We start from the raw sequence: 24,449 nt of genomic DNA, 5'->3' as shown, positions 1-24,449 counted from the left end.
TTCAATTAGGAGTGGGAACGATGAAAAAGAAGGTGGATTACCAGGGGGAGCTCGACCGGATCCGTATGGCGCTCGGTTACGACTTCATCTCACTGGCGCTTGCTGAACCAGCGGAATATGATTATGTGATCCGCTGGAAGTACGCCTCAGGGAACACGAATGAACGGTACAAACGGATCGTTCTGCAATCAGGCAGAGGGATAGCCGGAATCGTGTTCAAGACCGGAAAACCGTTTCTGCTGCCTTCTGTAGAGAAAGACGTACAGCCTGATTCCTTATTTACTTATCCTATTACCAAAATGGAGAATCTGCGCAGCATCGCCGCTGTACCTATCTGGAGTGATGCCCGTGTAGCCGGTGTGCTGCTGGGAGGATTCAGAGGTGAACGGCAGGTTACCCTTGAGATGGTGCAGGCTCTGGAAGCCACGGCGCGAAACGGGATTGGAGACTTGAACGGGAAGGAATTGTTGCTGAGTTGATTACACCCGGAAAAGATCTGACAAATCTTCTGATGAGCAGGCTGTTCGAGAACAGCACCGAGGCCATGTTCTTTTTTGACCGGGAAGGCAAGGCACTCGCGATGAATCCGGCTGCTGAAAATATTGTTGACCAGAATATTCTGAACCAGCTGTATCAGGGAAATCCCCTGGCTTTATGCGGAACCTGCCGGGGATATACCAGCGAGACTGAGCTGCGGACCTGTCTGAACTGCTATTTCAATACACCGGGCACTGAGGACTTCACCTCTTATCAGGTTTACCTTGAAACAAGGGATAAGGGAATCGTCCCTTATGCAGCCACTTTTCATACGATTGATGCCGAGCAGGGAATCCGTGTTTTCATGCTGAGGGATTTGACACGGCAGTTCAAAACCCAGGAGAAATTCTATCAGAATAAAATGATGAAGCATGTTATTGAAGCCCAGGAGAAGGAGCGCAAACGGATATCCCGCGAGCTGCATGACAGTGTAGCCCAGGAATTGATGAGTGCGGTCATTGACCTGCGTGTACTCAAATATATGACCGATGACGAGAAGCTGCTGCGGAAGGTGAAGCAGACCGAGGTATCCATGACCCGGCTGCTCAGTGATATCCGCAATCTCTCGGTGGAGCTGCGGCCGGCTGCGCTTGATGATTTCGGCCTGGAGGCAGCCTTTCGTTCCCACTTCAAGCGGATGGAGCAGAGCTACGGCCTTGCGATTGATTTCGATTCCCGCCTGTCCGAGAAGCGTTATGGCAGCGAGATTGAAACCGTCGTTTACCGGGTATGCCAGGAGGCTGTGCTGAATGCGCTCAAATATGCCCAGGTGGACACGGTCAAAGTTATGCTGACCGAAAAGGACGGTATCCTGCGCCTGCAGGTCGAAGATGAAGGCATAGGCTTCCATCCCGGAGATGAGCCCGGCGGAACCGGGCTGGGCCTCTTTGGCATGCAGGAACGCGCAGAGCTGGTCGGTGGCACGTTCAGCGTGGAATCACAGCGGGGTAAAGGGACGAGAATTCTGCTGCTGGTACCTGCAGAAAAGTTATAAGGGAAGGAATGAGCGGCTGAATGAAGATTGTTATTGCAGACGATCATGCCATCGTACGCAGCGGGTTTGCGATGATCCTTAATTTTCAGGATGACATTGAAGTAATCGGAACGGCGGCAGACGGCAGGGAAGCGTATGCTCTGGTTGCCAAGCACCGGCCGGATATTCTGATTATGGATCTGAGCATGCCTCCGGGGGAGAGCGGGCTGATCGCGACCGGGAAGATCAAGGAGGATTATCCCGATACAAGAATTCTGATCCTGACTATGCATGATGACGAGGAATACCTGTTTCATGTGCTGAAGAACGGGGCATCCGGCTATGTGCTCAAAAGCGCTCCGGATGAGGAGCTGCTGCTGGCGATCCGGACGATCTATGAAGGCGGGACCTATATTCACCCCAAGATGGCGACCTCACTTGTCCGTGAATTCATTAAGAAGGATAAGACTGTCACAACCGAGGATCTGTTTGAGCTGTTATCCAAGCGGGAGCTGGAGATTCTGCCGCTGATTGCGAAGGGCTACGGAAACAAGGAAATTGCCGAAAAGCTGTTTATTTCCGTAAAGACAGTCGAAGCGCATAAGGCCAAGATCATGGAGAAGCTGAACCTGAAGAGCCGGCCCGAGCTGGTTGAATATGCGTTGCGTAAAAAAATGCTGGATTTCTGAACGGCGAATGGAGGGGGAGCCCGTGTCTAATGATACTGGCCTGAAGTTTTCAACACCCGCCATGCGTATTCTTGAGAATGAGCACCGCTATTTATCCTATCTGATGGGGCAATGGCATACTGCCGTGCTCTGGTTCGAGCAGGACAACATCAGCCTGGATGAAGGCAGGGCCAGACTTCAGGAGCTGCGCGGGGCAATCATGGATTTTATCATACCGCTCAATAAGCATACCGCGAAGGAAGAGGAGCATTTCTTCCCGCTGCTGGGCCAGTACATCGGCTTTGAGCAGGGGCCGCTCGTCGGTATTCAGGAAGAGCACCGTGAGATCGACGGGTATATCGGACACTTCCTGCATCACACCGCCGAGGGTACCCAGCTGAACTCAGTGGAGGATATCCGTGCAGCTGCAAGGGATGCGGGGGAGGCGTTCGAGGTTTTGACCGTGCATTTTGTCAAAGAGGAGACGGTAGTGTTCCCTATGGCAGAGACTCTGCTGAGCCCCCGAGACCGGGAGCGGCTGTCCGGTAAACTGAATACACTGATCACCTGAACCAGGCAGCTGCTCCATTAGGAGCAGCTGTTTTGCTGTTGCTCTGAATGTACTAAATAGTGGAATCCCTTAACTTGCGTGGCTGTTTTCTTGGCGGGAGGCAACAGAAATACCGCCTTACTCTATTTTCAGGGTTTACCCTGTCAGGGACAGGGTACTCCCCTATATCTGAGCCGGGGGATCGGCAGATACAATGAGAACAGGAAATATTCACATAGACAATCAGGAGAATAATTGGCGAAAAAGGTGAGATTTGAATGATCAAAAAAATGCAGTTACCGCTTCAAACACTAAACTTGGTTACCGGATTTATGGTATGGGTGATTATCTCTTCACTGATGCCTTTTATTTCCGAGGACATCAGTATCCCGTCAGGCAAACTGGCCATGGTCACTGCCATACCGGTTGTACTCGGCTCGATCCTGCGGATACCGCTTGGCTATTATGCCAACATTTTGGGGGCACGCATCATATTTATGTGCAGCTTCATTCTGCTCCTGTTCCCGGTCTACTTCATCAGTGAAGCAACCACGATGGCGCACCTGATTATCGGAGGAACGTTCCTTGGAATAGGGGGCGCGGTATTCTCGGTAGGGGTAACCTCACTGCCTAAATATTACACCAAGGATAAGCATGGGCTGGTGAACGGGATCTACGGGATCGGCAATCTCGGAACGGCAGTCACCACTTTTTCGGCTCCGATGATCGCAGCACAGATCGGCTGGGGACCTGCAGTAAAGCTGTATCTGATTCTGCTGCTTATCTTCATTGCCCTGAATTTCTTCTTCGGGGATCGTCATGAGCCCAAGCTGAAGACACCGATCATTGAACAGATTAAAGGGGTAGCGAAAAATGAAAAGCTCTGGCTGTTCTCGCTGTTCTACTTCATTACCTTTGGTTCCTTTGTAGCGTTTACGATTTATCTGCCCAATTTCCTTGTTTCCAACTTTGGACTGGAAAAAGTGGATGCAGGGATGCGTACCGCCGGTTTCATCGCGGTAGCAACATTCTTCCGTCCGGTAGGCGGATGGCTTGCAGACAAGTTCCAGCCGCTGTTTCTGCTGATCGGCACGTTCAGCATCTATACGGTGGCAGCTATTATCCTTGCGTTTATGCCTTCTATGGGGCTTTATACCGTTGGCTGCCTTGCTATTGCTGTGAGTGCGGGGATCGGCAACGGGGTTATTTTCAAATTAGTTCCGCTGTATTTCAACAAGCAGGCGGGGATTGCCAACGGGATCGTGTCGATGATGGGCGGCCTGGGCGGATTCTTCCCTCCAATTATGCTGTCCATCATCCATGCGGCAACCGGCCAGTATTCAATCGGCTTTATGCTGCTCTCCCAGGTTGCACTGGCCAGTCTGGTGCTGGTGGTATGGCTGTATTTTAATGACAAATTGGCTCTTACTTCAGAAGTTTTTAATTCAACCGGGCAAGGGATTATGGTCACAGATGTAACCGGACTGATCAAGTCGGTTAATCCGGCCTTCTCCAAGCTTACAGGCTATTCGGAAGAGGAAGTCCTCGGCAAGCAGCCGAGCATCCTGAAATCTGGCCGGCAATCCAAGGAATTCTACGGCTCCATGTGGAGTGAAATCAAGGCTAAAGGGATGTGGCAGGGCGAAATCTGGAATAAGCGCAAGAACGGTCAGGAGTATCTGCAATGGCTCAACATCAGCGCGGTGAAGGATGAGACCGGTGAGGATGTGCGTTATGTGGGCACATTCAGCGATATTACGAATAAATAGCCGGCGGAAGTGCCGGATTCCAGTAAAGCGAAGTTAGGAGCAGATGAAGGTGGAGAAGACGAGAAATCCGGTCAGTGTGGCAGAAGCAGTGGCCAGAGTTATTGCAAAAGCTGTCCGCACAGGCACGGAAAGTGTACCGCTTGCCGAAAGCTATGGCCGCATTCTGGCGGAGCCGCTGACTGCGACTCATGATGTGCCGCATTTCACCCGCTCACCCTATGACGGCTACGCGATCCGTTCGGCTGATTCTGCTGAAGCATTCGGCGGCAACCGTGTAACATTCACTGTCGTGGATCATATCGGTGCAGGGCAGGTCTCGAGAGTAACAGTCGGCGCTTATGAAGCAGTCCGGCTGATGACGGGAGCGGCGCTTCCGGCAGGTGCGGATGCGGTGGTGATGTTCGAGCAGACGGCTGAAGCCGGTCCGCTGGGATTCACGATCCGTAAAGCCTTTGCGTCTGGAGAGAATCTGTCCTTGCAGGGTGAGGACATGCAGGCCGGGGAGCAGATAATCCCGGCAGGCAGCTTCATCCAGCCCGGTACGATAGCACTGCTGGCCACGTTTGGTTATGCGCAGGTCAAGGTGGCAAGGCGGCCGGTTGTCGGCATCCTGTCCATCGGAACAGAGCTGCTTGACGTTGCTACTCCGCTGGAACCCGGCAAGATCCGCAACAGTAACGGTCCGATGATCGCTGCCCAGTTAGCCCGGATGGGCATTCCGTTCAAAATGTACGAAACTGCCGCAGATCAGCTGGAGGAAAGCCTTCTGACTGTACAGCAGGCACTATTGGAAACAGATTGCCTGATAACTACCGGAGGGGTATCCGTCGGTGATTATGATTATCTGCCTGAAATCTATTCCCGGATCGGGGCTGAAGTGCTGTTCAACAAGGTCGCGATGCGTCCAGGCAGCGTAACAACGGTTGCCGTCTCGGGCAACAAATTCCTGTTTGGCCTCTCCGGCAATCCTTCAGCCTGCTTCACGGGCTTCGAGCTGTTTGTCCGGCCGGCACTCCTGCAAATGACCGGAGCGGATAAGGTATATCTGCCTTACACCAAGGCAGTGCTTGCTGAGGATTTCTCCAAAGCCAATCCGTTCACCCGGTTTATCAGGGCGGTGTACGACGGCTTCTCGGTGCGCCCGGCCGGATTTAACAAATCCAACGCCGTATCCTCGATCGCACGGGGGAATTCCCTGATTGTGCTGCCGGGAGGGACCAGGGGATACTCGGCAGGTACTGCTGTAGATGTGCTGCTTCTGGGCGTCGAAGAAGGAACGGATGAATGGCTGCTGTAAGCCTGCAGAAAGGGGAGGACCCGACAGATGACAACATTACTCATACAAGATCAATTGCATCGTCCAATGCGCGATTTGCGGATATCCGTAACAGACCGGTGCAATTTCAGGTGCTCCTACTGCATGCCCAAAGAGCTGTTCGGGGATGATTATGCGTTTCTTCCCGGCAGTGAGCTGCTGACCTTTGATGAAATCCGCCGGCTTACCCGGCTGTTCGTCTCCTTAGGCGTAACCAAAATCCGTCTTACCGGCGGAGAACCGCTTCTGAGACGTGAGCTTCCAGTACTTGTTCAAGGTATCAGTGCAATGGGCGGGGTAGAGGATATGGGGTTGACCACGAATGGAGTGCTGCTGGGACAGCAGGCGGAGCCGTTATATGCTGCCGGGCTGCGCAGACTCAATGTCAGCCTGGATGCACTGGACCCGGAATTATTCGGGAAAATGAACGGGCGCGGCTTAAAATCAGGGATTATCCTGCAGAACATTGACCATGCCGTAAACACAGGCTTTGAGGTTAAGGTGAATATGGTGGTGCAGCGGGGAGTCAATGAATCGGAGATTGAGCCGATGGCCCGGTATTTCAAGGAAAAGCGGATCACCCTGCGGTTCATTGAGTTCATGGATGTGGGCAATGACAACGGCTGGAGCTTTAAAAAGGTTGTCACCAAAAAAGAAATTCTGGAGCGCCTCCAAAGCAGCTTTGAAATGGAGGCGCTTGGCCATAGTTACTTCGGGGAAGTTGCCGAACGTTACAGATATAAGGACAACGGGGCAGAGGTGGGCTTTATTACCTCTGTCTCAGAATCGTTTTGTTCCTCTTGTACGCGGGCAAGGCTGTCCTCCGACGGGAAATTCTACACCTGTCTATTTGCTTCCAGCGGACTGGATCTCAGAGCGTTGCTCCGGGGCGGCGCAGATGATGCCAGCCTGCTGAAGGCAATCCGGGCGGTATGGGAGCAGCGGAGCGACCGTTACTCCGATGAGCGGACAGAGCAGACTGCCCGCAGCAGAACGAAGATAGGCATGTCCTATATCGGAGGCTAGGCTATAGGCTACGAGATCAGCTGTTAATGGAACCGGACTGGAGATCATTCTTCGCTGATTCGAAATTACCCGAACCAACCCGGCGGCGGATTTCTTCTTCGGTGAGCGGCTGGCCGATGGATCCGGTCGGGATGGCTTCCGTGCCTTCATCCACTGCTGCCCGCTCGACTCTGGCGAAGCCGGCATTCGTTCTGCGGCCGATTTGCTCGCGTTCTTCACGCGTAAGGGGAACCTGCTGTTCGCTATCTTTTGCCAATGGAGATCATCCTCTCAGTATAATCTATCACAACATGTTACCCATAATCTGATATCCCTAAAACATATTTAATGAGACAGGAGACGAATTGTACCTATGAACGGAGCCCAGCTGCTGATTCAAATGCTGATCGAAAAAGATGTGGAGACGATATTCGGATACCCGGGCGGAGCCGTATTGCCCTTGTATGATGCGTTATATGATTGTGACAGGATACAGCATATTCTGGTCCGGCACGAGCAGGCTGCTGTGCATGCCGCAGATGGTTACGCCCGGGCAACCGGACTGACAGGTGTAGCGCTGGTTACCAGCGGACCGGGTGCTACCAATGCAGTGACCGGAATCGCCACGGCTTTTATGGACTCTGTTCCGCTAGTTGTCTTTACTGGCCAGGTTTCGACGGAGCTCATCGGTCTCGACAGCTTTCAGGAAGTAGATATTTACGGGATGACGATGCCGATTACCAAACATAATTATATTGTAAGGGAAATCGCTGACCTGCCGAGGATTATACATGAAGCCTTCTATGTAGCGGCAACTGGACGGCCAGGCCCGGTACTGATTGACCTTCCCAAGAATGTGATGAATGCGGAAGTTCCGGATAACCTGTATACTGCTGAAACGATGAACCTCCCCTATATCCGTGGGTATCAGCCCGACCATTCCATTGCCCAGACTGATATTCAGCTGGCCGCGGAGCAGCTCAGCAGGGCCAAGCGCCCGCTTGTTCTGATAGGCGGCGGATGTATTCCCGATAATACACCGGAGCTGGTACGTGTGTTTGCCGAGCGTTACCACCTGCCTGTTGCCAGCACCCTGATGGGTCTGGGGGCTTTCCCTTCCGGACATCCCCTGCATTTGGGCATGGTCGGGATGCACGGCAGTGTAGCTGCCAACCGTGCGCTGCAGAGCGCAGATGTGGTGCTGTGCCTTGGTGTCCGGTTCAGTGACCGTGTAACCGGCAACCGCAAAGCCTTCTCGCCGGACTCCTTCAAAATCCAGGTCGATATTGACACCTCCGAGCTGAACAAAAACATACATATTGACCTTGCCATTACCGGTTCATGCGGCGAAATGCTCGAACGGTTAACAGGTAATGTACATACAGCAGAGCGGATGGACTGGGAGCGTCAAATCCAGGACTGGCGCAGCCGTTCTGCGAAAGTGAAACGCAAAGCTGAGCAGAAGCTGGCCCCGCAGGATGTGATAGCATGTCTGCAAAATGCCTCTGCAGGCGACGCCATTATCGCTACAGATGTTGGACAGCATCAGATCTGGACAGCAAGGCATTATCAGTTCACCCGGCCGCGTTCCTTCCTGACATCGGGCGGGCTGGGCACGATGGGGTTCGGCCTGCCGGCTGCAATCGGCGCAGCGGTTGCGTATCCTGACCGCCCTGTCGTCTGTATTACAGGAGACGGAAGCATTCAGATGAACATGCAGGAAATGATGACAGCAGTTGATCTGGGCCTGAATGTCAAGGTGGCCATTTTCAAAAACGGCTATCTTGGGATGGTAAGACAGTGGCAGCAGCTGTTCCTCGGCAAGCGCTACTCTTCAGTTAAGATCAGCTCACCGGACTTCGTTGCCTTGGCCAAATCCTTCGGCGCTCACGGCTTCAGGGCACGTACAATGGATGAAGCGGAGCAGATGATTGATCTGGCGCTGCATACAGATGGCCTCGTGATTATGGAGTTCGACATTACCGAGGAGACAAATGTGTATCCGATCGTTCCGCCGGGATCGAGCAATCAGGATATGATTGTGGAATAGACATTTAATGCTTACATTAAAAAAGGATGCTTTTCTATCGAATGGCCGATAGGGAAGCATCCTTTTTTATTGTTCTTCTGTACTCTCTAAAAGTAAAGAATCAGCACGGCAGCGTATAACATGACTGAAAAACCGATTTCTGTGATGCCGGTACGTTTAGCTGTAATCCCCGTCTTGGGCAGGATGGCTGCCCGGAGCAGCAGGATCAGAAGGGGCACAAACAGCGGAGGGAAGAGCACCAGGCCTGCTGCCGCAAACAGCAGATGATAAGCGACGGATATGTAATAATACCGGGCATTGTTCCGCTCACGGATGATTGTTTTGACATACAGGGCAGTACCGGTAAAGTACAGGGCCGACAAGAGGAACAGCTCTGTGGCTGACCGCCAGCTCTCTCCCTGTCCGACGTAGAAGACCGGATATATAATCAGGGAAAAAGCAATGATCGCTGAAATATCGTTCACCAATGCGCGTTCATTTTTTGTTTTGGCAAAATAGAGATTGACTGCAAAGAGCGGCAGCAGCGGAAGCACAAACCAGATCAGAGCTGGCTCGGCGATAATCAGATAGATAACAAACGGCACCAGCAGAAGCCCGTACAGCTTGAGCGGTTTGGCGTATCGCTGGAGTTTCCCGGTCTTCACTCCCTGCAGCAGCGGGAAGCTGAACAGATAGATCAGCAGCCAGCAGATAAACAGCGGGATATGTATGGCTTTTCCCGCCGATGAAGCAATTCCGAACAGAAAGGGAAGGATCAGCATGGCCCAGGCGCCGTGCTGGTTGGGTATATACTTCCTCATAGCATTTTCTCCTCCTACAACAAGGTATCGTTACACGGGTATGTAATATCAGCCTTATTCCATTATACCTGCTGAAATGACAGCGCTATAGTGACCCGGAACACAGCTATATTTTGCTGTAATTAATTGTTTGCAATTTATCCATTGACAACGAAACCGATCACTCCTTTATCGACGCAATTCACATCCTATGTTATTATGATAGCCTGATAACGTGTTAACGAACTAAAGCGCGTGTGGACATTTTAATTTTACTAGGGGGATTAGAGAGATGAGACGCAAGGGAGTATGGATTCTTTTAACGGTAATGATTATTGCAGTGATTGCAGGCTGCTCCGGATCAGGAAATGATGATAACAAGCTGGTTATCGGGATTGATGACAAGTTCGCACCAATGGGCTTCCGTGACGAGAACAATGAAATTGTCGGCTTCGATATTGACTATGCCAAGGCTGCCGCCGAGAAAATGGGCAAAAAGGTTACTTTCCAGCCAATCGACTGGTCAGCTAAAGAGTCCGAGCTGAACAGCGGACGTATCGATATGATCTGGAACGGATACACGATCACTGATGAGCGCAAGGAAAAGGTGCTGTTCACCAGACCCTATCTTGAAAACAGCCAGGTAGTAGTCGTGCTTGCTGATTCTCCGCTGGCCACCCTTGCGGATCTTGCCGGCAAAGAGCTGGGGCTTCAGAGCCTGTCGTCCGCCGCTGACGCACTGGATGCAAGCCCAATCAAGGCTGAGGTTGCCGGTGTATCCGAGTTCCCGGATAACGTGCTGGCCCTGACTGACCTGAAATCGGGCCGTCTTGACGGCGTAGTTATTGATGAAGTAGTTGCCAGATACTATATGTCCCTTGAGCAGAACACATACAAGCTGCTGGATGAATCCCTCGCCCCTGAGCAATATGGTGTTGGCATCAAGAAGGACAATCAGGCTTTGCTCGATGAGCTGCAGAAGGCGCTGGATGAGCTCAGCAGTGACGGCACAGCCGCCGAAATTTCTACCAAATGGTTTGGCGAAAACAAAGTATTGAACTAGATAGCTTCCTTTAGGAGTCGGTTACAGAAATGAGTATTGATTATATTATCCAGATTGCCGGGCCGATGCTGGAGGGGGCACGCACAACGGTGCTGCTGTTCCTGATCGTTATCGTCCTGTCCATCCCGCTCGGGATGCTGGTCACCCTGGTGGCCAAAAGCCGGATTAAGCCGTTAGCCTGGCTGGCCCACACCTATATCTACGTGATGCGCGGCACTCCGCTGCTGCTGCAGCTGCTGTTCTTCTGCTTTGGACTGCCGCAGATTCCGGTCATCGGAGAGTATCTGGTCATGGACCGTTTTGCTGCCGCTGCCCTCGGCTTTATCCTGAACTATGGAGCCTACTTCGCGGAAATATTCCGCGGGGGCCTGCTGTCCATTGACAAAGGACAGCATGAGGCTGCCAAGGTGCTGGGACTCAGCAAATGGCAGACACTGCGCAAGGTTATTCTCGCCCAGATGTTCCGGGTGGCGCTGCCGGCAGTAGCGAATGAGTCGATCACCCTGGTCAAAGACACTGCACTGCTCTATGCCGTAGCCGTACCGGAGCTGCTGAATTATGCCAAGACCGCAGTGAACCGTGACTTTACGGTGACGCCGTTTGTTGTGGCAGGCATCATCTATCTGCTGATGACACTTGTGCTGACGCTGTTCTTCAAACTGCTGGAGAAACGTTTCAAATTTGAGTAGAAGGGCTGTCCGATTATGAGCAGTATTATAGAAGTAAAACAATTACAGAAATCCTTCGGCAGCCTGGATGTGCTGAAGCAAATTACCTTTGAAGTGAAACCCGGTGAGGTTGTGGCCGTCATTGGACCTTCCGGCTCCGGTAAAAGCACCATGCTGCGCAGTCTTGTGCATCTGGAGGAAATTACCGGCGGGAGCATCTTCATCCACGGTAAAACGCTGGCCGAGAACGGGAAATACGCCGGCAGCGCGGCGATCAGGGACATTACCGCCACAATGGGCATGGTATTCCAGCACTTCAACCTGTTCCCGCACCTGACGGTACGGGGAAATTTGGAGCTGGCCCCCAGAACGCTGAAGCGGGAGAGCAGCCAGGTCATTGCTGCGAGAAGCACGGAGCTGCTGACTAAGGTCGGTCTGGCTGACAAGGCGGATGTATATCCGTCCATGCTGTCCGGCGGGCAGAAGCAGCGGGTAGCTATCGCCAGAGCGCTGATGCTGAATCCGGACATTCTGCTGTTTGACGAGCCGACATCTGCACTCGATCCCGAGCTGACCGGCGAGGTGCTCCGTGTAATCCGCCAGCTGGCCGAGGAGAACATGACGATGATCATCGTAACCCATGAGATGAACTTTGCCCGTGATGTGGCAGACCGGGTATTCTTTATGGACAACGGGGAGATAGCTGAATCCGGAACACCGGAGCAAATCTTCGGCAATCCGCAGCTGGAGCGGACCCGGACTTTTTTGAATCAGGAGTAAACAGAAGAGGATTTGAAAGAGTGTGTAGCGGCGGCTATGCACTTTTTTGATATATCAGAAAGGATATATGCGAAGATAATTTGTCATTATCTGCATGAATGAACATGCATTGTTTTGACAGGGAGCACAGGGAATGAGAAAATGGGGTTTCGGGACAGCGGGATGTAAGGCATAAAGGCCCTCTACCGCTGCAGAAATTTGTTCTTTTGGAGGCATAACATGAATCAGCGTTTTCGTATTACCCGTTCCATGCAGGAGGACAACGCGGCACAGGCGATCACTCTGGAGGAATGCAAGCAGTACTTCGCACAGCGGGCTGATTTTGCTTATTCGCAGACTTTTACCGTTAAAGGACCTGAGAGCATTATGACCATTGAGGGGGATTTCTTCATGTGGACTTACGGTGAAACGGAAATTCCTTTTCGTCTGTATTCCGGAGATCTCTATGTGGCGGTATCCGCAGAGGCGGTCGTTCCTTTAATGATTGAGATTGCCACCGATCTTCAGGCAGATATTGTAGAAGGATAATTATGAAGTGCAGTCACCGAGGCCTTATTACTAATGAAGGAGTATACTATGCAGCCGATACAACCACAACATATACAGTCACGGATAAATGAATTATCCGGCAGGGAGTTATATCTCCATCTTGAACTTACTTCAGGGGCATATGCCAACCATCTGGACAGCAGCCGTCATTCGGCCTCCGCTTTTATCAGCAATGCGGTTATCCGTTACACCCAGGGCTCCATCTCCGGCACCGGTCCGTACCGGGTCGGGTTAAAAACCGAACAGGGCTGGATTTACGCCGAAGGGCTTACCCATATAGATGAGCAGGATACGCAGCGTCTTATTCTGGCCGGACATGACAGCATGGGCAAGCTGGTTATCGCCCTGCAGCTGAGTCTGGAGGCGTTCTGATGAATATGGATGAAGTTATGAATATGAGCAATAATCAAGCTGATGCTTTGCGCATTCTGGCCGTGTTCCCGCACCCGGATGACGAGTCCTTTGTTGCAGCGGGCACTTTGGCCAAATACATAGCAGGAGGCGCTCAGGTGACCTTTGCCTGCCTTACTCTTGGCGAAATGGGCCGGAATATGGGCATTCCGCCCTTTGCTAACCGGGTTACTCTTCCGGGCATCCGTAAGCGGGAGCTGGAAGACTCCTGCCGGGCAATTGGCATCCAGGACCTCAGAATGCTTGGCTTCCATGACAAGATGATAGAGTTCGAGGACCAGGAACTGCTGGATGGAACCATTCTGGACATGCTGCTGGAGCTGAAACCTTCGATCGTGATAACATTCTATCCCGGCTACAGCGTTCACCCCGATCATGATGCGACCGGAGCTGCTGTCGTAAGAACCATCGGGCGGCTTCCTGCGGAAGAACGGCCGGTTGTTCTATGCAGTGCTTTCTCCAGCAATCATGAACAGATGATCGGAAAAGCGGACGTAACCGTAGATGTTACCGCATTCCTGTCTTCAAAAATGGCATCCATTCAGTCGCACCGTTCACAGTTCCAGGCAGCGGAGCTTGTGGGCAGCCGGGTTCTAACCGATGAGGAAATCCGCAGCCGTTACGGCATTGAACAGTTTTGGACTTACCGGTTTAGTTAAGCTTATTTGGATGCCGGCAGGCTGGTAGCCTTGGGCTCGAATTGGCTCCAAGGGACAAGGTTCTCCATTCCCAAAGCCAGTATGACACCAACGACCAGCCTGTTGGAAGCGAGCGGAGTCAGCAGCGGCGGGAAGCCGGCAAAGGCGGAGGCGGGAATATTCATGATTCCGATACCGGTCAATACAGGGAGTGCAACACGGTAAATCGTTTTGGAATTAAGTGCGGTGCGGCCCAGGGGATTCAGCGCCGTGCCGAACATTTGCAGGTAGGCGACAATCAGCACTGTGCTGCCGACAGACATCGGAAGCAGCGCCAGCCAGCCGCTCAAAGCCGGTATGAGGCCGACAAGCATGAGCAGTGCAGCACCGGTTATCAGTGCAGACCGTCGCACCACCTTCGTATTCTCTAGAAATCCTATTGAGGAAGCGAACGTGCCGAACGGAATCAGCCCGAAGCAGGCGCCGGCAACCGAGAACAGATTGGTGAACAGCAGCGAGCGGATATACTGCTTCTCTGTAGCCTGCTGTTGATACAGCTTATCTGCAGCCAGCAGGCTGGTTAAGGTGTTGGTCATATTAACCAGCCCGGCAAGCAGACCGACCATGACGATGCCCGGCACAAAGGTTGGCCTGCCCCATGGCATCCATTGCCAGACAGCAGTGTTATCAGCTGATGCTGCTCCCATGCTTCCGGAACTGCCGAAGCAGATTGCGTAGGCGATCCAGCCTGCTATGATGCCAAGCAGCAGAGAGAACTGGCTGAGCTTGCCTTTCGCCTTCAAATGAATAAAGGAAACAAACAGGATGATGACAAGCGACAGGCCGGCAAGCTTTAAATCCCATGTGCCGCCGGCATTATAGCCGATCATCCCTTTGAAGAACGTATTCGCCAGCTGAAAGGTAAGCAGCAGCAGATAGATGCCCATTACAACTGGAGTAAATATGCGCTGCAGCAGCTTAAGGAAGCCTAGCAGAGCCAGGAGGCTTCCAATAATAGCGGCCAGCAGAAAACCGCCGGTCAGACTCGCTGCTACGGACGCGGGATTCATGCCCATCGCAGGAGCGGAGGAGATGATTCCGAGAACCAGTCCCCACCAAATGCCGGCAGGACCGTCCATAAGGGCGTAACGGTGTCCCCACACGGCTTGGACAATACATAACAGGCCGGTCAGAATGAAGGAACGCTGCATTGAAGCGGTAATGTCAGCTGCGTTCATTCCCAGCGCATGGCCCACTGACAGCGGGACCAGCACTGTATTGGTAAACAAAAAGAAAAGCCACTGCACGCCTGTGGGCAATAAGCTCAGGTTACTCTTGTACTTGTTCCAATGCATAGGTATATTACCAGCTTTCTGCGTTAATCTTACATAAGCATGGTAACATGAAGTAAACTATATGAATAATATTAAGATTGTAGCAAAAGTATATGATTATCATATACTTTTGTGTTAAAGGAGCCGAGATTATGGATATCAGGCAGCTGCGTTATTTTATTGCCCTTGCGGAGGAACGGCAGGTTACCTCTGCCGCGCTGAAGCTGCATATGTCCCAGCCTCCGTTAAGCCAGCAGCTTAAGTTGATGGAGACGGAGCTTGGCGTGCAACTGTTTCACCGTAACGGCCGGCAGCTGGAACTGACCGCTCCTGGCAGGACGCTATTTGAGCATGCCCTCACGATAACCCGCCTGATGGATGAAGCGAAGGCTGAAACCCGTGAGAGCGGACTTGGTATCCGCGGAAAACTGTCAATCGGGGTTAATACCTTGTCCGATTCCCGGCTGCCCGGTGCACTCAGCCTGTTCCGGGAAAAGTACCCGAAGGTAACATTCAAAATCCAGCAGAACGAAACGAATACGCTGATTCAGCTGGTCCGTGATAAGACGCTCGATCTGGCTATTGTCCGCCTGCCGATAGATCTGGAGGATTTTGACTGCCTGATGCTTGGTGATGAGCCGCTCTATTTTGTTACGGGTGATGCAGAACCCGGTACGCTGACCTGTAAGCATGAAAGCGTATCTTACGAAGCAATTGCCGGATACCCGCTGCTTCTTCCAAGTACGGAAGGGCTGGGGCTCTATAACCTGATCCTTGAGCATTTCCGCTCCCGCGGATTATCCCCGATTATTATTGGCGAATGTTCTGACATCGGAATGCTTATTGAGCTGGTATCCTCCGGGTTCGGTGCGTCAATCCTTCCTGAGACTTCCCTTGGCAGGCATACCGGCCGGAGCCTCCGTTATTCCCGGATCGATGATCCCTATGCTGTATCCAGCTCGGCCGTAATCTGGCTGAAGCAGCCGTTCCTCAGCAAAGCTGCGGTGAACTTTATCGGAACCCTGCGCGCAGGCGCTGCCGGTTCAGAAATATCAGCAGAAGCGCGATTGCAGTAAGAACAACGGCAAGCCGCCGTAAGCCGCCGGAGCTGAGCTGTCCGCCCATAATAAGGCCAGTCAGCAGAGAGGACAGGATGGTCCCGAAATATCTTGAGGTATTGAACACACCTGAAGCAACACCGATGATTTCCTTGGGAGAGCTTTGAAACAGGGCGGCCTGCAGTCCGACACCGCTTAGCCCGTTGCTTATTCCGAATGCGGCCAAAGCTATACATATGCTGGCAACCGGCCAGCTTCCGTTCAGCATTACCAGCCACAGTGAACCGAACGTCATCAGCAGGGCAGACAGCAAGAGGGCCGGCCCCGGACCAGAGCGGTCTACCCAGCGTCCTGCAAGCGGGGCGGCTGCTAGCGAGCACAGTCCGAGACTCAGCATAAGAATGCCTGTCTCAAAGACACTGACTTCCCGTACCGTCTGCAGATAAGAGGGCAGCCCGAAGAAGAGCGCATAATACAGCACGTTAACCAGCATGTATTCTACATTAACCCGGGTCATTGCCGGGTAGCGGGCAAAGGTGCGCAGGGGAATAAAGGGCGAAGCTGTTCTCAGCTCATGTATTACAAAACCGGCAAGCAGCGTAAGTCCGCATAGAGCCGTAAGGATCTGCCAGGACGCTGCGGTTTCGGAGGACTCAAAGGACAGCACACCAAGAAGCAAGGCTGTCAGACCGGCTGCAAACAGTATAATTCCTTTAACGTCCATAATTACCAGCCAATGTAAGAGTGGTCTGCTATTCACCGCAAACCCCTCCGGGCGATCCGCAGGAATGCTCCTCCAGGCCAGCACAAAGCCGGCAGCCGTGAATGGAATATTGACCCAAAACACCGACTCCCAATCCCACCGCCCAATAATAACGCCTCCGATAAAAGGTCCTACTGCCGCAGCGCCAGATAAAAAGACGGACAGTACAGACAGGGCAGCGGCCTGGTTCTCCTTAATATGTATCCGCACAATGGCCATACCAACCGCAACCATCATGCTTGTCCCGATGGACTGGATAATACGGCAAACGATCAGCCAGCCAAACCCCGGCGAAAAGGGAGCAAGCATGGAGGCTGCGAAGGCAACCACCAGTCCGGCAAGAAAAATGCGCCGCCGGCCGAACAGATCGCTGGCTTTGCCCATGACCGGCTGGGCGACACTGCTGGCAATATAAAAAGCAAAAACCACCCAGGATACAGCAGTATAATCCAGCCGGTAGACTTCCTGGAGTCTGGCTAAAGCAATCGAAATCATGGAAGAATTCAGCGGATTCAGCAGGACCCCCAATCCTACCGCTATTAATAACAACCTGTTACGGTTCTTCATTTCAGTGTCCTCCTTGTTGTGAAAGTAATGTTATCGTAAAGGAAATTCGATATTTACTCCAATGCATTTTATGTTATGATTTCATTGACTATAAGGAATGAAGGGAGGCGCTATGGAGCTTCTGCAACTGCAATATTTCGTGACGGTAGCCCGGCTTGAACATGTAACAGAGGCTGCGCACAGCCTTCACGTTACGCAATCCTCACTAAGCAGAACCATCGCCCGGCTGGAGGAGGATCTTGGTGTCCCGCTTTTTGACCGGAACGGGCGGCGGCTGAAGCTGAATAATTACGGCAGCAAATTTCTGTTGCGTGCAGAGCGTGCACTGTTTGAGCTGGCACAGGGTAAGCAGGAGCTGCAGCAACTAGCCAATCAGGAGCCCGCTACCCTGGAGCTGGCTGTAACCGCGGCAAGCGCACTCCCCAATATTCTGCGTGCCTACCGGCACAAGCGGCCGGACATTCATTTTCATGTACAGATGCTGACAACCCGGGAGATGACGGACTGCCTGTTGAGGGGAGAAGTAGATTTCTGTCTGTCTTCGCCATCCTTTGAAGCGGAGGAGATTGAAACCCGGATTGTATACATTGATCCGCTTCTGCTTGCTGTACCGAAAGGGCACCGACTGGCAGGCCAGTCCGTCATTTCTCTGGCTGAACTGAAGGATGAATGGTTTGTAGGTGTCAAAAAGGGATACGGAACCCGGGATCTGGCTGATTCCGTATGCACCGAAGTGGGCTTTACCCCGAATTATGTGTATGAAGGGGATGAGCCTTCGAGGCTGATCCAGCTGGTGGAAGCAGAAATCGGGATTGCCTTTATTCCCGGAACAGCGAAGGATTCACGAGGCGCGGTCAGCTATCTGCAGGTTGATAACGACAAGCTGGTACGGGAGATAGCTCTGCTGTGGAATAAGGGGCGCTATCTTTCACCGGCAGCCTGCGAGTTCCGCGAGGCTGTGATCGGATATTTTGCCGGACTAGAGTAAGGACGTGTGAATCAGTTAGTATAACTATTATCTTTTGCAGGGTGGTGCTGGCAGTGGACAAGACAACAGCAGCGGATCAGCGGATTTACGTCCGGTTCCCGCAAGAGGCGGATGCTGCAGCGTTAACAGATATTTATAAGCGTAACCGGTCATTTTTTGAGCAGTTTTCACCAAGTGCCATCGACGAATTCTACACTGAGGAGTATCAGCGTCAGCTGATAGCGAACAGCAGGTCAGACCGTGAAACGGACCGGAGGTATGATTTTGTAGTATGCCGCCGGGAGGACGGCCGGATTATCGGTAGTGTTGGCCTGTCATTTGTGGTAAGAGGAGCGCTGCAGAGCTGTATGATCGGCTACAGCCTGGATCAGGAGTTTAACGGGCGGGGATACATGACTGAAGCGGTTAAAATCGTCGTGCAGTATGCGTTTGAGGAGCTGAAGTTTCACCGGATTACCGGCGAGGCGTCACCCAAGAATCCAGGCTCGATCCGGGTTCTGGAAAAGGCCGGGTTTCACAAGGAGGGTCTTGCTGTCCGTAATGTGAAAATTAACGGCGTGTGGGAGGACCATCAGGTGCTCGCTATTTTAAATCCCGTGGATTGAATGTGAACGGTTTTGTCTGGCTCTAGATGGTACAATAGCAATGTCAGCTTATACTAACACCAACCGGAGGGATGCTTAACATGGGCAGGTCTGACCAGGAATTTATCGTCATTACGGGTGCGAGGGAAAATAACCTCAAAAATGTTTCATTGCGCATCCCCAAGCGGAGGATTACGATTTTCACCGGTGTCTCGGGCTCCGGCAAATCCTCGATTGTCTTTGATACGATTGCTGCGGAATCTTCGCGTCTGCTGAATGAGAACTTCAGTATGTTCGTGCGCACCTTTCTGGCCAAATTCCCGCAGCCGGATACCGATGCAATCGAGAATCTGAGCATGGCTGTCATTGTGGATCAGAAACGGCTGGGCGGAGGCTCCCATTCCACCATGGGTACGATCACTGATATTTCTCCGATTCTGCGTTTGCTGTTCTCCCGGGTAGGCCAGCCGAATATCGGAGGGGCGAATATGTTCTCCTTCAATGATCCTCAGGGGATGTGCCCTGAATGCAGCGGGATTGGCCGCAGGCTTGGGGTCGATATGGACAAGGCGCTGGATCTGTCAAAATCACTGAACGAGGGCGCTATTCTCCTGCCCGATTATTCAGTAGGCGGCTGGGAGTGGAATATGATCGTCCAGGCCGGAGATTTTGATCTGGATAAGCGGCTGAGCGACTACACGGAAGCGGAGCTGAACCAGCTGCTGTACGCCAAAGCGAGAAAAGTAAAAATGGATTTCGCAGGCAAAGCGACCAACATTACCGTAGAAGGCGTCATTGAGAAATTCTCAGGCAAATACATCAGACAGGATGTCAAAATGAAATCCGAGCGCACCCAGAAGATGGTCGCCCCCTTCATTACCGAAGGCCCGTGTCCAAGCTGTCACGGAGCAAGACTGAGCCAGGCGGCACTCGGCTGCCGGATCAACGGTTACAATATTGCCGAGCTGTCATCAATGGAGGTCGGCAGGCTGATCCGAACTATACAGGAGATCAGTGATCCAGCGGCAGCTCCGGCTGTCAAATCGTTGACCGAACGGCTTCAGCATCTGGTAGATATCGGGCTTGATTATCTGACACTGGACCGTGAGACAGATACCCTCTCCGGCGGAGAGTCCCAGCGGGTCAAGATGGTGAAGCATCTCAGCGGCAGTCTGGTGGATGTTACCTATATCTTTGATGAGCCGAGTGTCGGATTGCATCCCCGTGACGTACACCGCCTTAATGAGCTGCTGCAGAAGCTGCGCGATAAAGGGAATACGGTCATCGTCGTCGAGCATGATCCGGATGTCATCAAGGTGGCAGATCATATCGTGGATGTCGGGCCGAATGCCGGAAGCCGCGGCGGCAGCATTGTCTACGAAGGCAGCTACGAGGGTCTGCTGGAGTCAGGAACGTTAACGGGTGCGCATCTGAAACGCCGGCTGCAATTGAAGCAAAAGTACAGGCAGGCTACCGGCAAGCTGCCGGTGAGAGAGGCTTCCCTGCATAATCTGCACAAGGTCTCCGTGGATATCCCCGCAGGGGTTTTGACGGTAGTGACCGGGGTTGCCGGTTCAGGTAAAAGTACACTGATAAATGATGTCTTTCTCAGCAGCCACCCGGAGGCTATCGTAATTGACCAGTCGGCTATCGGCGTATCCACCCGGTCCAATCCGGCAACCTATATCGGCATCATGGATGATGTGCGCAAGGCGTTTGCCAGTGCCAACAAGGTCAGTCCCGGCTTGTTCAGCTTCAACTCCAAAGGAGCCTGCGAGAATTGCCAGGGTCTAGGTGTGGTCTATGCCGAAATGGCCATTCTGGATACGATAAAGCTGCCATGTGAGGTATGCGGCGGGAGACGCTTCAAGGAAGAGGTACTGGCTTACAAGCTGAACGGCAAATCCATTGCTGAAGTGCTCGAGATGACAGTGGAGCAGGCACTGGAATTCTTCGAGCTGAAGGAGGTCCGGCGCAAGCTCCAGGCGCTGAGCGATGTCGGGCTGACCTACATTACGCTCGGCCAGCCGCTCAGCACCCTGTCAGGCGGGGAGTGCCAGCGGATCAAGCTGGCCAGCGAGCTGCACAAGCAGGGCAGCATCTATGTGATGGACGAGCCGACGACCGGGCTGCACATGTCCGATATCGGTCATCTGCTGGAGATCATGGACCGGCTCGTGGACGGCGGTAACACGGTGATCGTCATCGAGCATAATCTGGAGGTCATCAGCCAGGCTGACTGGATCATCGACATGGGGCCGGACGGCGGCAGCCGGGGAGGACAGGTCGTGTACGAAGGTACGCCTGACCGGATTAGGGAAGCGGCCGAATCCATTACCGGTAAATACTTGAGTTAAGATGGACCGGATAGCCCGATTCTGAACCGTCTGCTTCCAATGGCGGCTCAGGTCGGGCTATTTTGCGCCGGCATAACGATGATCAGTTCAATAGAATCAATATAGTGAAAATATTCACAAAACAAGCCCCGAATCATTGCAAATCCGGATGAACATAGATTATGATGAATAGAACAGATAATAGAAATACATTTATAAAAGTCGGAGGGTTTGCACAATGGCAGCACAACGCTTAAACAGTATGGATGTCAAAAAAATGAACCGGAACGCGATCTACCGTTACCTGAACTACCATCCATCGACTTCCATTCAGGAGATTGCTTCGGCAGTTAACCTGAGCCTTCCGACGGTTACCCAGAATCTCAAAGAACTGCAGGAACGTGATCTGATTATAGAGACCGGGTTGTTCGAATCTACAGGAGGACGGAAGGCAAAGGCCATCGCTTGCAACAGTGTGGCAAAATACAGCATCGGTCTGGATGTAACGCGGAATCACGTCGGAATAGTCGCCATAGATCTCAGCGGAAAAATGGTGAAGAATGTCCGTCATCAGTTTCCTTTTGCCAATTCAGAGACTTATTTTCAGGGAGTGGGCAGGCTGGTGGACGATTTTGTAGCTGATTGCGCCATAGACAGCAGCAAAATCCTCGGTGTAGGCATAGCACTGCCCGCGATTCTCGAAGCTGACCGCCAGACGGTCAGCTATGCTACAGTCATCGACTTTAAAGGCGGCAATGTCCGGCAGTTCGCGGAGCATATCCCATACACCTGCGTCCTTAGCAATGATGCCAATGCAGCAGGATTCGCCGAATTGTGGGGGGAGCAGGACCTGAATAATGTCGTCTACCTCTCGCTGAACAACAGTGTAGGCGGCTCCATTATTGTCGATAACCAGATTTACACCGGCCAGAATCACCGCAGCGGGGAGTTTGGCCATATGACCATCGTTCCCGGCGGCCATACCTGCTACTGCGGGCAGAAGGGCTGTGTCGATGCTTATTGCTCGGCCCGCATTCTCTCGGACAGTACACAAGGCAGCATCTCAGAATTCTTCCGGCTGCTGCGCACCGGTCAAGAGCCGCAGAAAGCACTCTGGGAAGAGTACCTTGTCTATCTTGTGGTGACGATCAACAATCTGCGGATGCTCTATGATTGCGATGTGATCCTTGGCGGATACGCCGGAGCGTACATGGAGGAATACATCGACCTTCTTCAGGAGCGCGTAGCAAGTAAGAATACCTTCGAGGCAGACGGCTCCTATCTGCGGGTCTGCAAATACAAGCTGGAGGCAACTGCGGTAGGTGCAGCTCTGGAGCTTGTTGCCGGGTTCATTGACACCATCTGATAAGCGGGAACAAGCATCGTTTGCAGTATATTTTCATAATCAGGTCCCAGACATAGCGGAAATGCGCCGGAATAACGGTGCAGTCCGCTATCGGTTGGGGCTTTTTTGTGTCTGATTAAATGACAAAAATGATTCCGCTTACACCTCATGCTGATTTCTGTTGACAGCAAAACAATTCTGGCTATAATCTTCTTTAGGATGTTTTATAAAAGTACATTTGTAAAGATTGGATTAATTGAAAACCTTATCTCAACACGTATCATAACGATGGAGGCAAGGGAATGGAACAAGAGATTAAGCTTCGGGTGTCACAGATTGAAAAGTCCTTTCCGGGGGTCAAGGTATTAGACAAAATCAACTTTACTGTGAAAAAAGGTCGGTGCATGTGCTGTGCGGCTAGAACGGTGCAGGCAAATCCACCCTGATGAAGATCATCAACGGCATTCACCAGCCGGACGGCGGATAGATCTTTATATACTAACAGCACGTCAGGATCGGGAGTCCTATACAGGCCCGCAACCTGGCTAATTACGGAAGGAGAGACCATAATGAAGAACAGGGCTTTTTATATGACCGAACTCAAGAAAATGGAAATGAGAGAAATCGAGATGCCGGTGCCGGCTGAAGGTGAGGTTATAGTCAAGCTGGAATATGTGGGGATCTGCGGCTCGGATGTACATTATCTGGAGCATGGCCGGATCGGTGATTTTGTAGTCGAGGGAGATTTTATCCTGGGTCATGAGTGTGCGGGCAAGGTGGTTCAGCTTGGCTCCGGGGTGAAGCATCTGCAGGTTGGTGACCGGGTAGCGCTGGAGCCTGGAATTACCTGCGGCCAATGCGAGTTCTGCAAGAGCGGAAAGTATAATCTGTGTCCTGATGTACAATTTCTCGCGACCCCGCCTTATCACGGCTGCCTTATGGATTATATCGCATTCCCGGAAAATATGGCGTTCAAGCTGCCGGACAACGTCTCCTCGGAAGAAGGCGCACTGGTTGAGCCGCTGTCGGTGGGACTCCATGCAGCAGCGCAAGGCGGTATCAGGCTTGGCGATCGTGTCGTTATTCTGGGCGCAGGCTGCATCGGGCTTGTCACGCTGCTGGCCTGCAAAGCCTTTGGTGCAACCGACATCGTAGTGGTCGACATTATCGAGAAGCGGCTGGAAGCAGCCAAGCGCCTCGGTGCTACGCAAGTCATCAACGCCAGACAGGAAGATGTGCTCGGGGTAGTCGCTGCACTGACGGATGGGGCAGGCATGGATAAAGTAATCGAAACTGCCGGCAGTGAGCATACGGTCAAACAGACGCCTTATCTGGTCAAACGGGGCGGCAGCATTGTACTTGTGGGCCTGGCGGCCAAGGATATCATTGACTTTGATTTCATGCAGATTATGTTCAAAGAGGCTGACATCAAATCGGTCTTCCGTTACCGCAACCTGTATCCGGCTGCAATTGGTGCGATTTCAGGCGGCAAAATCGATGTTAAGGGCATCGTTACGCACGAATTCAGCTTTGAAGAATCCCAAAAGGCGTTTGATTTTGTCATCGATAACAAAGAAGAGGTCGTCAAGGCCGTCATCAAAATGGGATAACTCTGCACTGATAATTATTTGATACATCTTAAAGCCCAGTCCGTCGATTTGACGGGCCGGGCTTTTTTGCGCTGCAAACATAACGATATTCTCATTCTCAGAGATCCGA

General features: G+C 52.3%; 24 protein-coding genes. 20 read left to right on the top strand and 4 right to left on the bottom strand.

From position 1 onward, the window contains the following. The first annotated feature begins 20 nt into the window (after positions 1-20). The 7 genes from BLR64_RS10290 to moaA all read left to right on the top strand — a co-directional run bounded on the left by BLR64_RS10290 (position 21) and on the right by moaA (position 6,838). Positions 21-479, top strand: a complete 459-nt coding sequence (locus BLR64_RS10290; RefSeq protein ID WP_090714030.1) for a GAF domain-containing protein — start codon at positions 21-23, stop codon at positions 477-479. Between the two features lie 32 nt (positions 480-511). Next, complete coding sequence (locus tag BLR64_RS10285) at positions 512-1,531, top strand: sensor histidine kinase (protein ID WP_090714143.1); 1,020 nt, start codon at positions 512-514, stop codon at positions 1,529-1,531. Positions 1,532-1,551: 20 nt separating this feature from the next. After that, positions 1,552-2,199, top strand: coding sequence for a response regulator transcription factor (locus tag BLR64_RS10280; RefSeq protein ID WP_090714029.1), 648 nt, complete (start codon positions 1,552-1,554; stop codon positions 2,197-2,199). Positions 2,200-2,221: 22 nt separating this feature from the next. After that, positions 2,222-2,749 (top strand): hemerythrin domain-containing protein, encoded by a 528-nt coding sequence (locus tag BLR64_RS10275; protein WP_244157662.1) that lies wholly within the window; start codon positions 2,222-2,224, stop codon positions 2,747-2,749. A gap of 257 nt (positions 2,750-3,006) precedes the next feature. Beyond that, on the top strand, positions 3,007-4,497 hold the full coding sequence (locus BLR64_RS10270; protein WP_090714027.1) for a nitrate/nitrite transporter: 1,491 nt from the start codon (positions 3,007-3,009) through the stop codon (positions 4,495-4,497). 43 nt (positions 4,498-4,540) lie between these two features. Beyond that, positions 4,541-5,794, top strand: coding sequence for a molybdopterin molybdotransferase MoeA (locus tag BLR64_RS10265; RefSeq protein WP_090714026.1), 1,254 nt, complete (start codon positions 4,541-4,543; stop codon positions 5,792-5,794). Positions 5,795-5,821: 27 nt separating this feature from the next. Next, on the top strand, positions 5,822-6,838 hold the full coding sequence (gene moaA / locus BLR64_RS10260; protein ID WP_090714025.1) for a GTP 3',8-cyclase MoaA: 1,017 nt from the start codon (positions 5,822-5,824) through the stop codon (positions 6,836-6,838). A 16-nt stretch (positions 6,839-6,854) separates the two neighbouring features. Here moaA and BLR64_RS10255 read toward each other — a convergent pair whose 3' ends face one another. After that, entirely contained in the window at positions 6,855-7,094 is a 240-nt protein-coding gene (locus tag BLR64_RS10255) for a hypothetical protein (RefSeq protein ID WP_090714024.1), read from the bottom strand. Between the two features lie 96 nt (positions 7,095-7,190). On the opposite strand from BLR64_RS10255, the gene ilvB reads away from it, so the two are divergent. Then, entirely contained in the window at positions 7,191-8,867 is a 1,677-nt protein-coding gene (gene ilvB, locus BLR64_RS10250) for a biosynthetic-type acetolactate synthase large subunit (RefSeq protein ID WP_090714023.1), read from the top strand. Between the two features lie 86 nt (positions 8,868-8,953). Here ilvB and BLR64_RS10245 read toward each other — a convergent pair whose 3' ends face one another. After that, positions 8,954-9,667 (bottom strand): YwiC-like family protein, encoded by a 714-nt coding sequence (locus tag BLR64_RS10245; protein WP_090714022.1) that lies wholly within the window; start codon positions 9,665-9,667, stop codon positions 8,954-8,956. A 271-nt stretch (positions 9,668-9,938) separates the two neighbouring features. On the opposite strand from BLR64_RS10245, the gene BLR64_RS10240 reads away from it, so the two are divergent. The 6 genes from BLR64_RS10240 (at position 9,939) to bshB2 (ending at position 13,776) form a co-directional block, all read left to right on the top strand. Further along, entirely contained in the window at positions 9,939-10,709 is a 771-nt protein-coding gene (locus BLR64_RS10240) for an amino acid ABC transporter substrate-binding protein (RefSeq protein ID WP_090714021.1), read from the top strand. Between the two features lie 29 nt (positions 10,710-10,738). Further along, positions 10,739-11,398: an amino acid ABC transporter permease gene (locus BLR64_RS10235; protein ID WP_090714020.1), complete on the top strand. Its 660-nt coding sequence runs from the start codon at positions 10,739-10,741 to the stop codon at positions 11,396-11,398. 15 nt (positions 11,399-11,413) lie between these two features. Further along, positions 11,414-12,157: an amino acid ABC transporter ATP-binding protein gene (locus BLR64_RS10230; RefSeq protein WP_415841033.1), complete on the top strand. Its 744-nt coding sequence runs from the start codon at positions 11,414-11,416 to the stop codon at positions 12,155-12,157. 219 nt (positions 12,158-12,376) lie between these two features. Then, positions 12,377-12,685, top strand: coding sequence for a hypothetical protein (locus BLR64_RS10225; RefSeq protein ID WP_068724345.1), 309 nt, complete (start codon positions 12,377-12,379; stop codon positions 12,683-12,685). A gap of 48 nt (positions 12,686-12,733) precedes the next feature. Further along, entirely contained in the window at positions 12,734-13,078 is a 345-nt protein-coding gene (locus BLR64_RS10220; RefSeq protein ID WP_090714018.1) for a YojF family protein, read from the top strand. Then, positions 13,078-13,776, top strand: a complete 699-nt coding sequence (gene bshB2 / locus BLR64_RS10215; RefSeq protein WP_244157661.1) for a bacillithiol biosynthesis deacetylase BshB2 — start codon at positions 13,078-13,080, stop codon at positions 13,774-13,776. Before BLR64_RS10220 ends, bshB2 begins: the two co-directional genes overlap by 1 nt. Before the next feature lie 2 nt (positions 13,777-13,778). Here the strand turns inward: bshB2 and BLR64_RS10210 are convergent, their stop codons facing one another. Next, the gene (locus tag BLR64_RS10210) at positions 13,779-15,110 is read right to left on the bottom strand and encodes a uracil/xanthine transporter (protein WP_090714017.1); all 1,332 of its coding nucleotides are present in this window, start codon (positions 15,108-15,110) and stop codon (positions 13,779-13,781) included. Between the two features lie 131 nt (positions 15,111-15,241). Between BLR64_RS10210 and BLR64_RS10205 the strand changes: the two genes are divergently transcribed. After that, the gene (locus BLR64_RS10205) at positions 15,242-16,165 is read left to right on the top strand and encodes a LysR family transcriptional regulator (RefSeq protein WP_090714016.1); all 924 of its coding nucleotides are present in this window, start codon (positions 15,242-15,244) and stop codon (positions 16,163-16,165) included. On the opposite strand, the gene BLR64_RS10200 is transcribed toward BLR64_RS10205, so the two are convergent. Then, entirely contained in the window at positions 16,101-17,477 is a 1,377-nt protein-coding gene (locus BLR64_RS10200; protein ID WP_090714015.1) for an MFS transporter, read from the bottom strand. The two genes, BLR64_RS10205 and BLR64_RS10200, sit on opposite strands and share 65 nt — an antisense overlap. 112 nt (positions 17,478-17,589) lie before the next feature. Between BLR64_RS10200 and BLR64_RS10195 the strand changes: the two genes are divergently transcribed. The 5 genes from BLR64_RS10195 (at position 17,590) to BLR64_RS10170 (ending at position 24,340) form a co-directional block, all read left to right on the top strand. Next, on the top strand, positions 17,590-18,465 hold the full coding sequence (locus tag BLR64_RS10195) for a LysR family transcriptional regulator (protein ID WP_090714014.1): 876 nt from the start codon (positions 17,590-17,592) through the stop codon (positions 18,463-18,465). A 53-nt stretch (positions 18,466-18,518) separates the two neighbouring features. Further along, on the top strand, positions 18,519-19,070 hold the full coding sequence (locus tag BLR64_RS10190; protein ID WP_090714013.1) for a GNAT family N-acetyltransferase: 552 nt from the start codon (positions 18,519-18,521) through the stop codon (positions 19,068-19,070). A gap of 80 nt (positions 19,071-19,150) precedes the next feature. Next, the gene (locus BLR64_RS10185) at positions 19,151-21,406 is read left to right on the top strand and encodes an ATP-binding cassette domain-containing protein (RefSeq protein ID WP_090714012.1); all 2,256 of its coding nucleotides are present in this window, start codon (positions 19,151-19,153) and stop codon (positions 21,404-21,406) included. A 217-nt stretch (positions 21,407-21,623) separates the two neighbouring features. Then, complete coding sequence (locus BLR64_RS10180; protein WP_090714011.1) at positions 21,624-22,751, top strand: ROK family transcriptional regulator; 1,128 nt, start codon at positions 21,624-21,626, stop codon at positions 22,749-22,751. 548 nt (positions 22,752-23,299) lie between these two features. Further along, entirely contained in the window at positions 23,300-24,340 is a 1,041-nt protein-coding gene (locus tag BLR64_RS10170) for an NAD(P)-dependent alcohol dehydrogenase (RefSeq protein ID WP_090714010.1), read from the top strand. The last annotated feature ends 109 nt before the right edge of the window (positions 24,341-24,449 follow it).

Source organism: Paenibacillus typhae (assembly GCF_900099765.1).
In the GTDB taxonomy this organism is placed as follows: domain Bacteria; phylum Bacillota; class Bacilli; order Paenibacillales; family Paenibacillaceae; genus Paenibacillus_AQ; species Paenibacillus_AQ typhae.
The sequence above is the reverse complement of the archived record's forward strand: the minus strand, read 5'-3'. Positions and strand labels throughout refer to the sequence as shown.

Excerpts from the sequence above, each read along its gene's own strand:
- ilvB (WP_090714023.1), top strand. The coding sequence starts at position 7,191 with ATGAACGGAGCCCAGCTGCTGATTCAAATGCTGATCGAAAAAGATGTG.
- BLR64_RS10270 (WP_090714027.1), top strand. The coding sequence starts at position 3,007 with ATGATCAAAAAAATGCAGTTACCGCTTCAAACACTAAACTTGGTTACC.
- bshB2 (WP_244157661.1), top strand. The coding sequence starts at position 13,078 with ATGAATATGGATGAAGTTATGAATATGAGCAATAATCAAGCTGATGCT.
- BLR64_RS10170 (WP_090714010.1), top strand. The coding sequence starts at position 23,300 with ATGAAGAACAGGGCTTTTTATATGACCGAACTCAAGAAAATGGAAATG.
- BLR64_RS10230 (WP_415841033.1), top strand. The coding sequence starts at position 11,414 with ATGAGCAGTATTATAGAAGTAAAACAATTACAGAAATCCTTCGGCAGC.
- BLR64_RS10225 (WP_068724345.1), top strand. The coding sequence starts at position 12,377 with ATGAATCAGCGTTTTCGTATTACCCGTTCCATGCAGGAGGACAACGCG.
- BLR64_RS10265 (WP_090714026.1), top strand. The coding sequence starts at position 4,541 with ATGAAGGTGGAGAAGACGAGAAATCCGGTCAGTGTGGCAGAAGCAGTG.
- BLR64_RS10210 (WP_090714017.1), bottom strand. The coding sequence starts at position 15,110 with ATGCATTGGAACAAGTACAAGAGTAACCTGAGCTTATTGCCCACAGGC.
- BLR64_RS10285 (WP_090714143.1), top strand. The coding sequence starts at position 512 with ATGAGCAGGCTGTTCGAGAACAGCACCGAGGCCATGTTCTTTTTTGAC.
- BLR64_RS10205 (WP_090714016.1), top strand. The coding sequence starts at position 15,242 with ATGGATATCAGGCAGCTGCGTTATTTTATTGCCCTTGCGGAGGAACGG.
- BLR64_RS10220 (WP_090714018.1), top strand. The coding sequence starts at position 12,734 with ATGCAGCCGATACAACCACAACATATACAGTCACGGATAAATGAATTA.
- BLR64_RS10185 (WP_090714012.1), top strand. The coding sequence starts at position 19,151 with ATGGGCAGGTCTGACCAGGAATTTATCGTCATTACGGGTGCGAGGGAA.
- BLR64_RS10195 (WP_090714014.1), top strand. The coding sequence starts at position 17,590 with ATGGAGCTTCTGCAACTGCAATATTTCGTGACGGTAGCCCGGCTTGAA.
- BLR64_RS10245 (WP_090714022.1), bottom strand. The coding sequence starts at position 9,667 with ATGAGGAAGTATATACCCAACCAGCACGGCGCCTGGGCCATGCTGATC.
- BLR64_RS10280 (WP_090714029.1), top strand. The coding sequence starts at position 1,552 with ATGAAGATTGTTATTGCAGACGATCATGCCATCGTACGCAGCGGGTTT.
- BLR64_RS10240 (WP_090714021.1), top strand. The coding sequence starts at position 9,939 with ATGAGACGCAAGGGAGTATGGATTCTTTTAACGGTAATGATTATTGCA.
- BLR64_RS10235 (WP_090714020.1), top strand. The coding sequence starts at position 10,739 with ATGAGTATTGATTATATTATCCAGATTGCCGGGCCGATGCTGGAGGGG.
- BLR64_RS10200 (WP_090714015.1), bottom strand. The coding sequence starts at position 17,477 with ATGAAGAACCGTAACAGGTTGTTATTAATAGCGGTAGGATTGGGGGTC.
- BLR64_RS10180 (WP_090714011.1), top strand. The coding sequence starts at position 21,624 with ATGGCAGCACAACGCTTAAACAGTATGGATGTCAAAAAAATGAACCGG.
- BLR64_RS10290 (WP_090714030.1), top strand. The coding sequence starts at position 21 with ATGAAAAAGAAGGTGGATTACCAGGGGGAGCTCGACCGGATCCGTATG.
- moaA (WP_090714025.1), top strand. The coding sequence starts at position 5,822 with ATGACAACATTACTCATACAAGATCAATTGCATCGTCCAATGCGCGAT.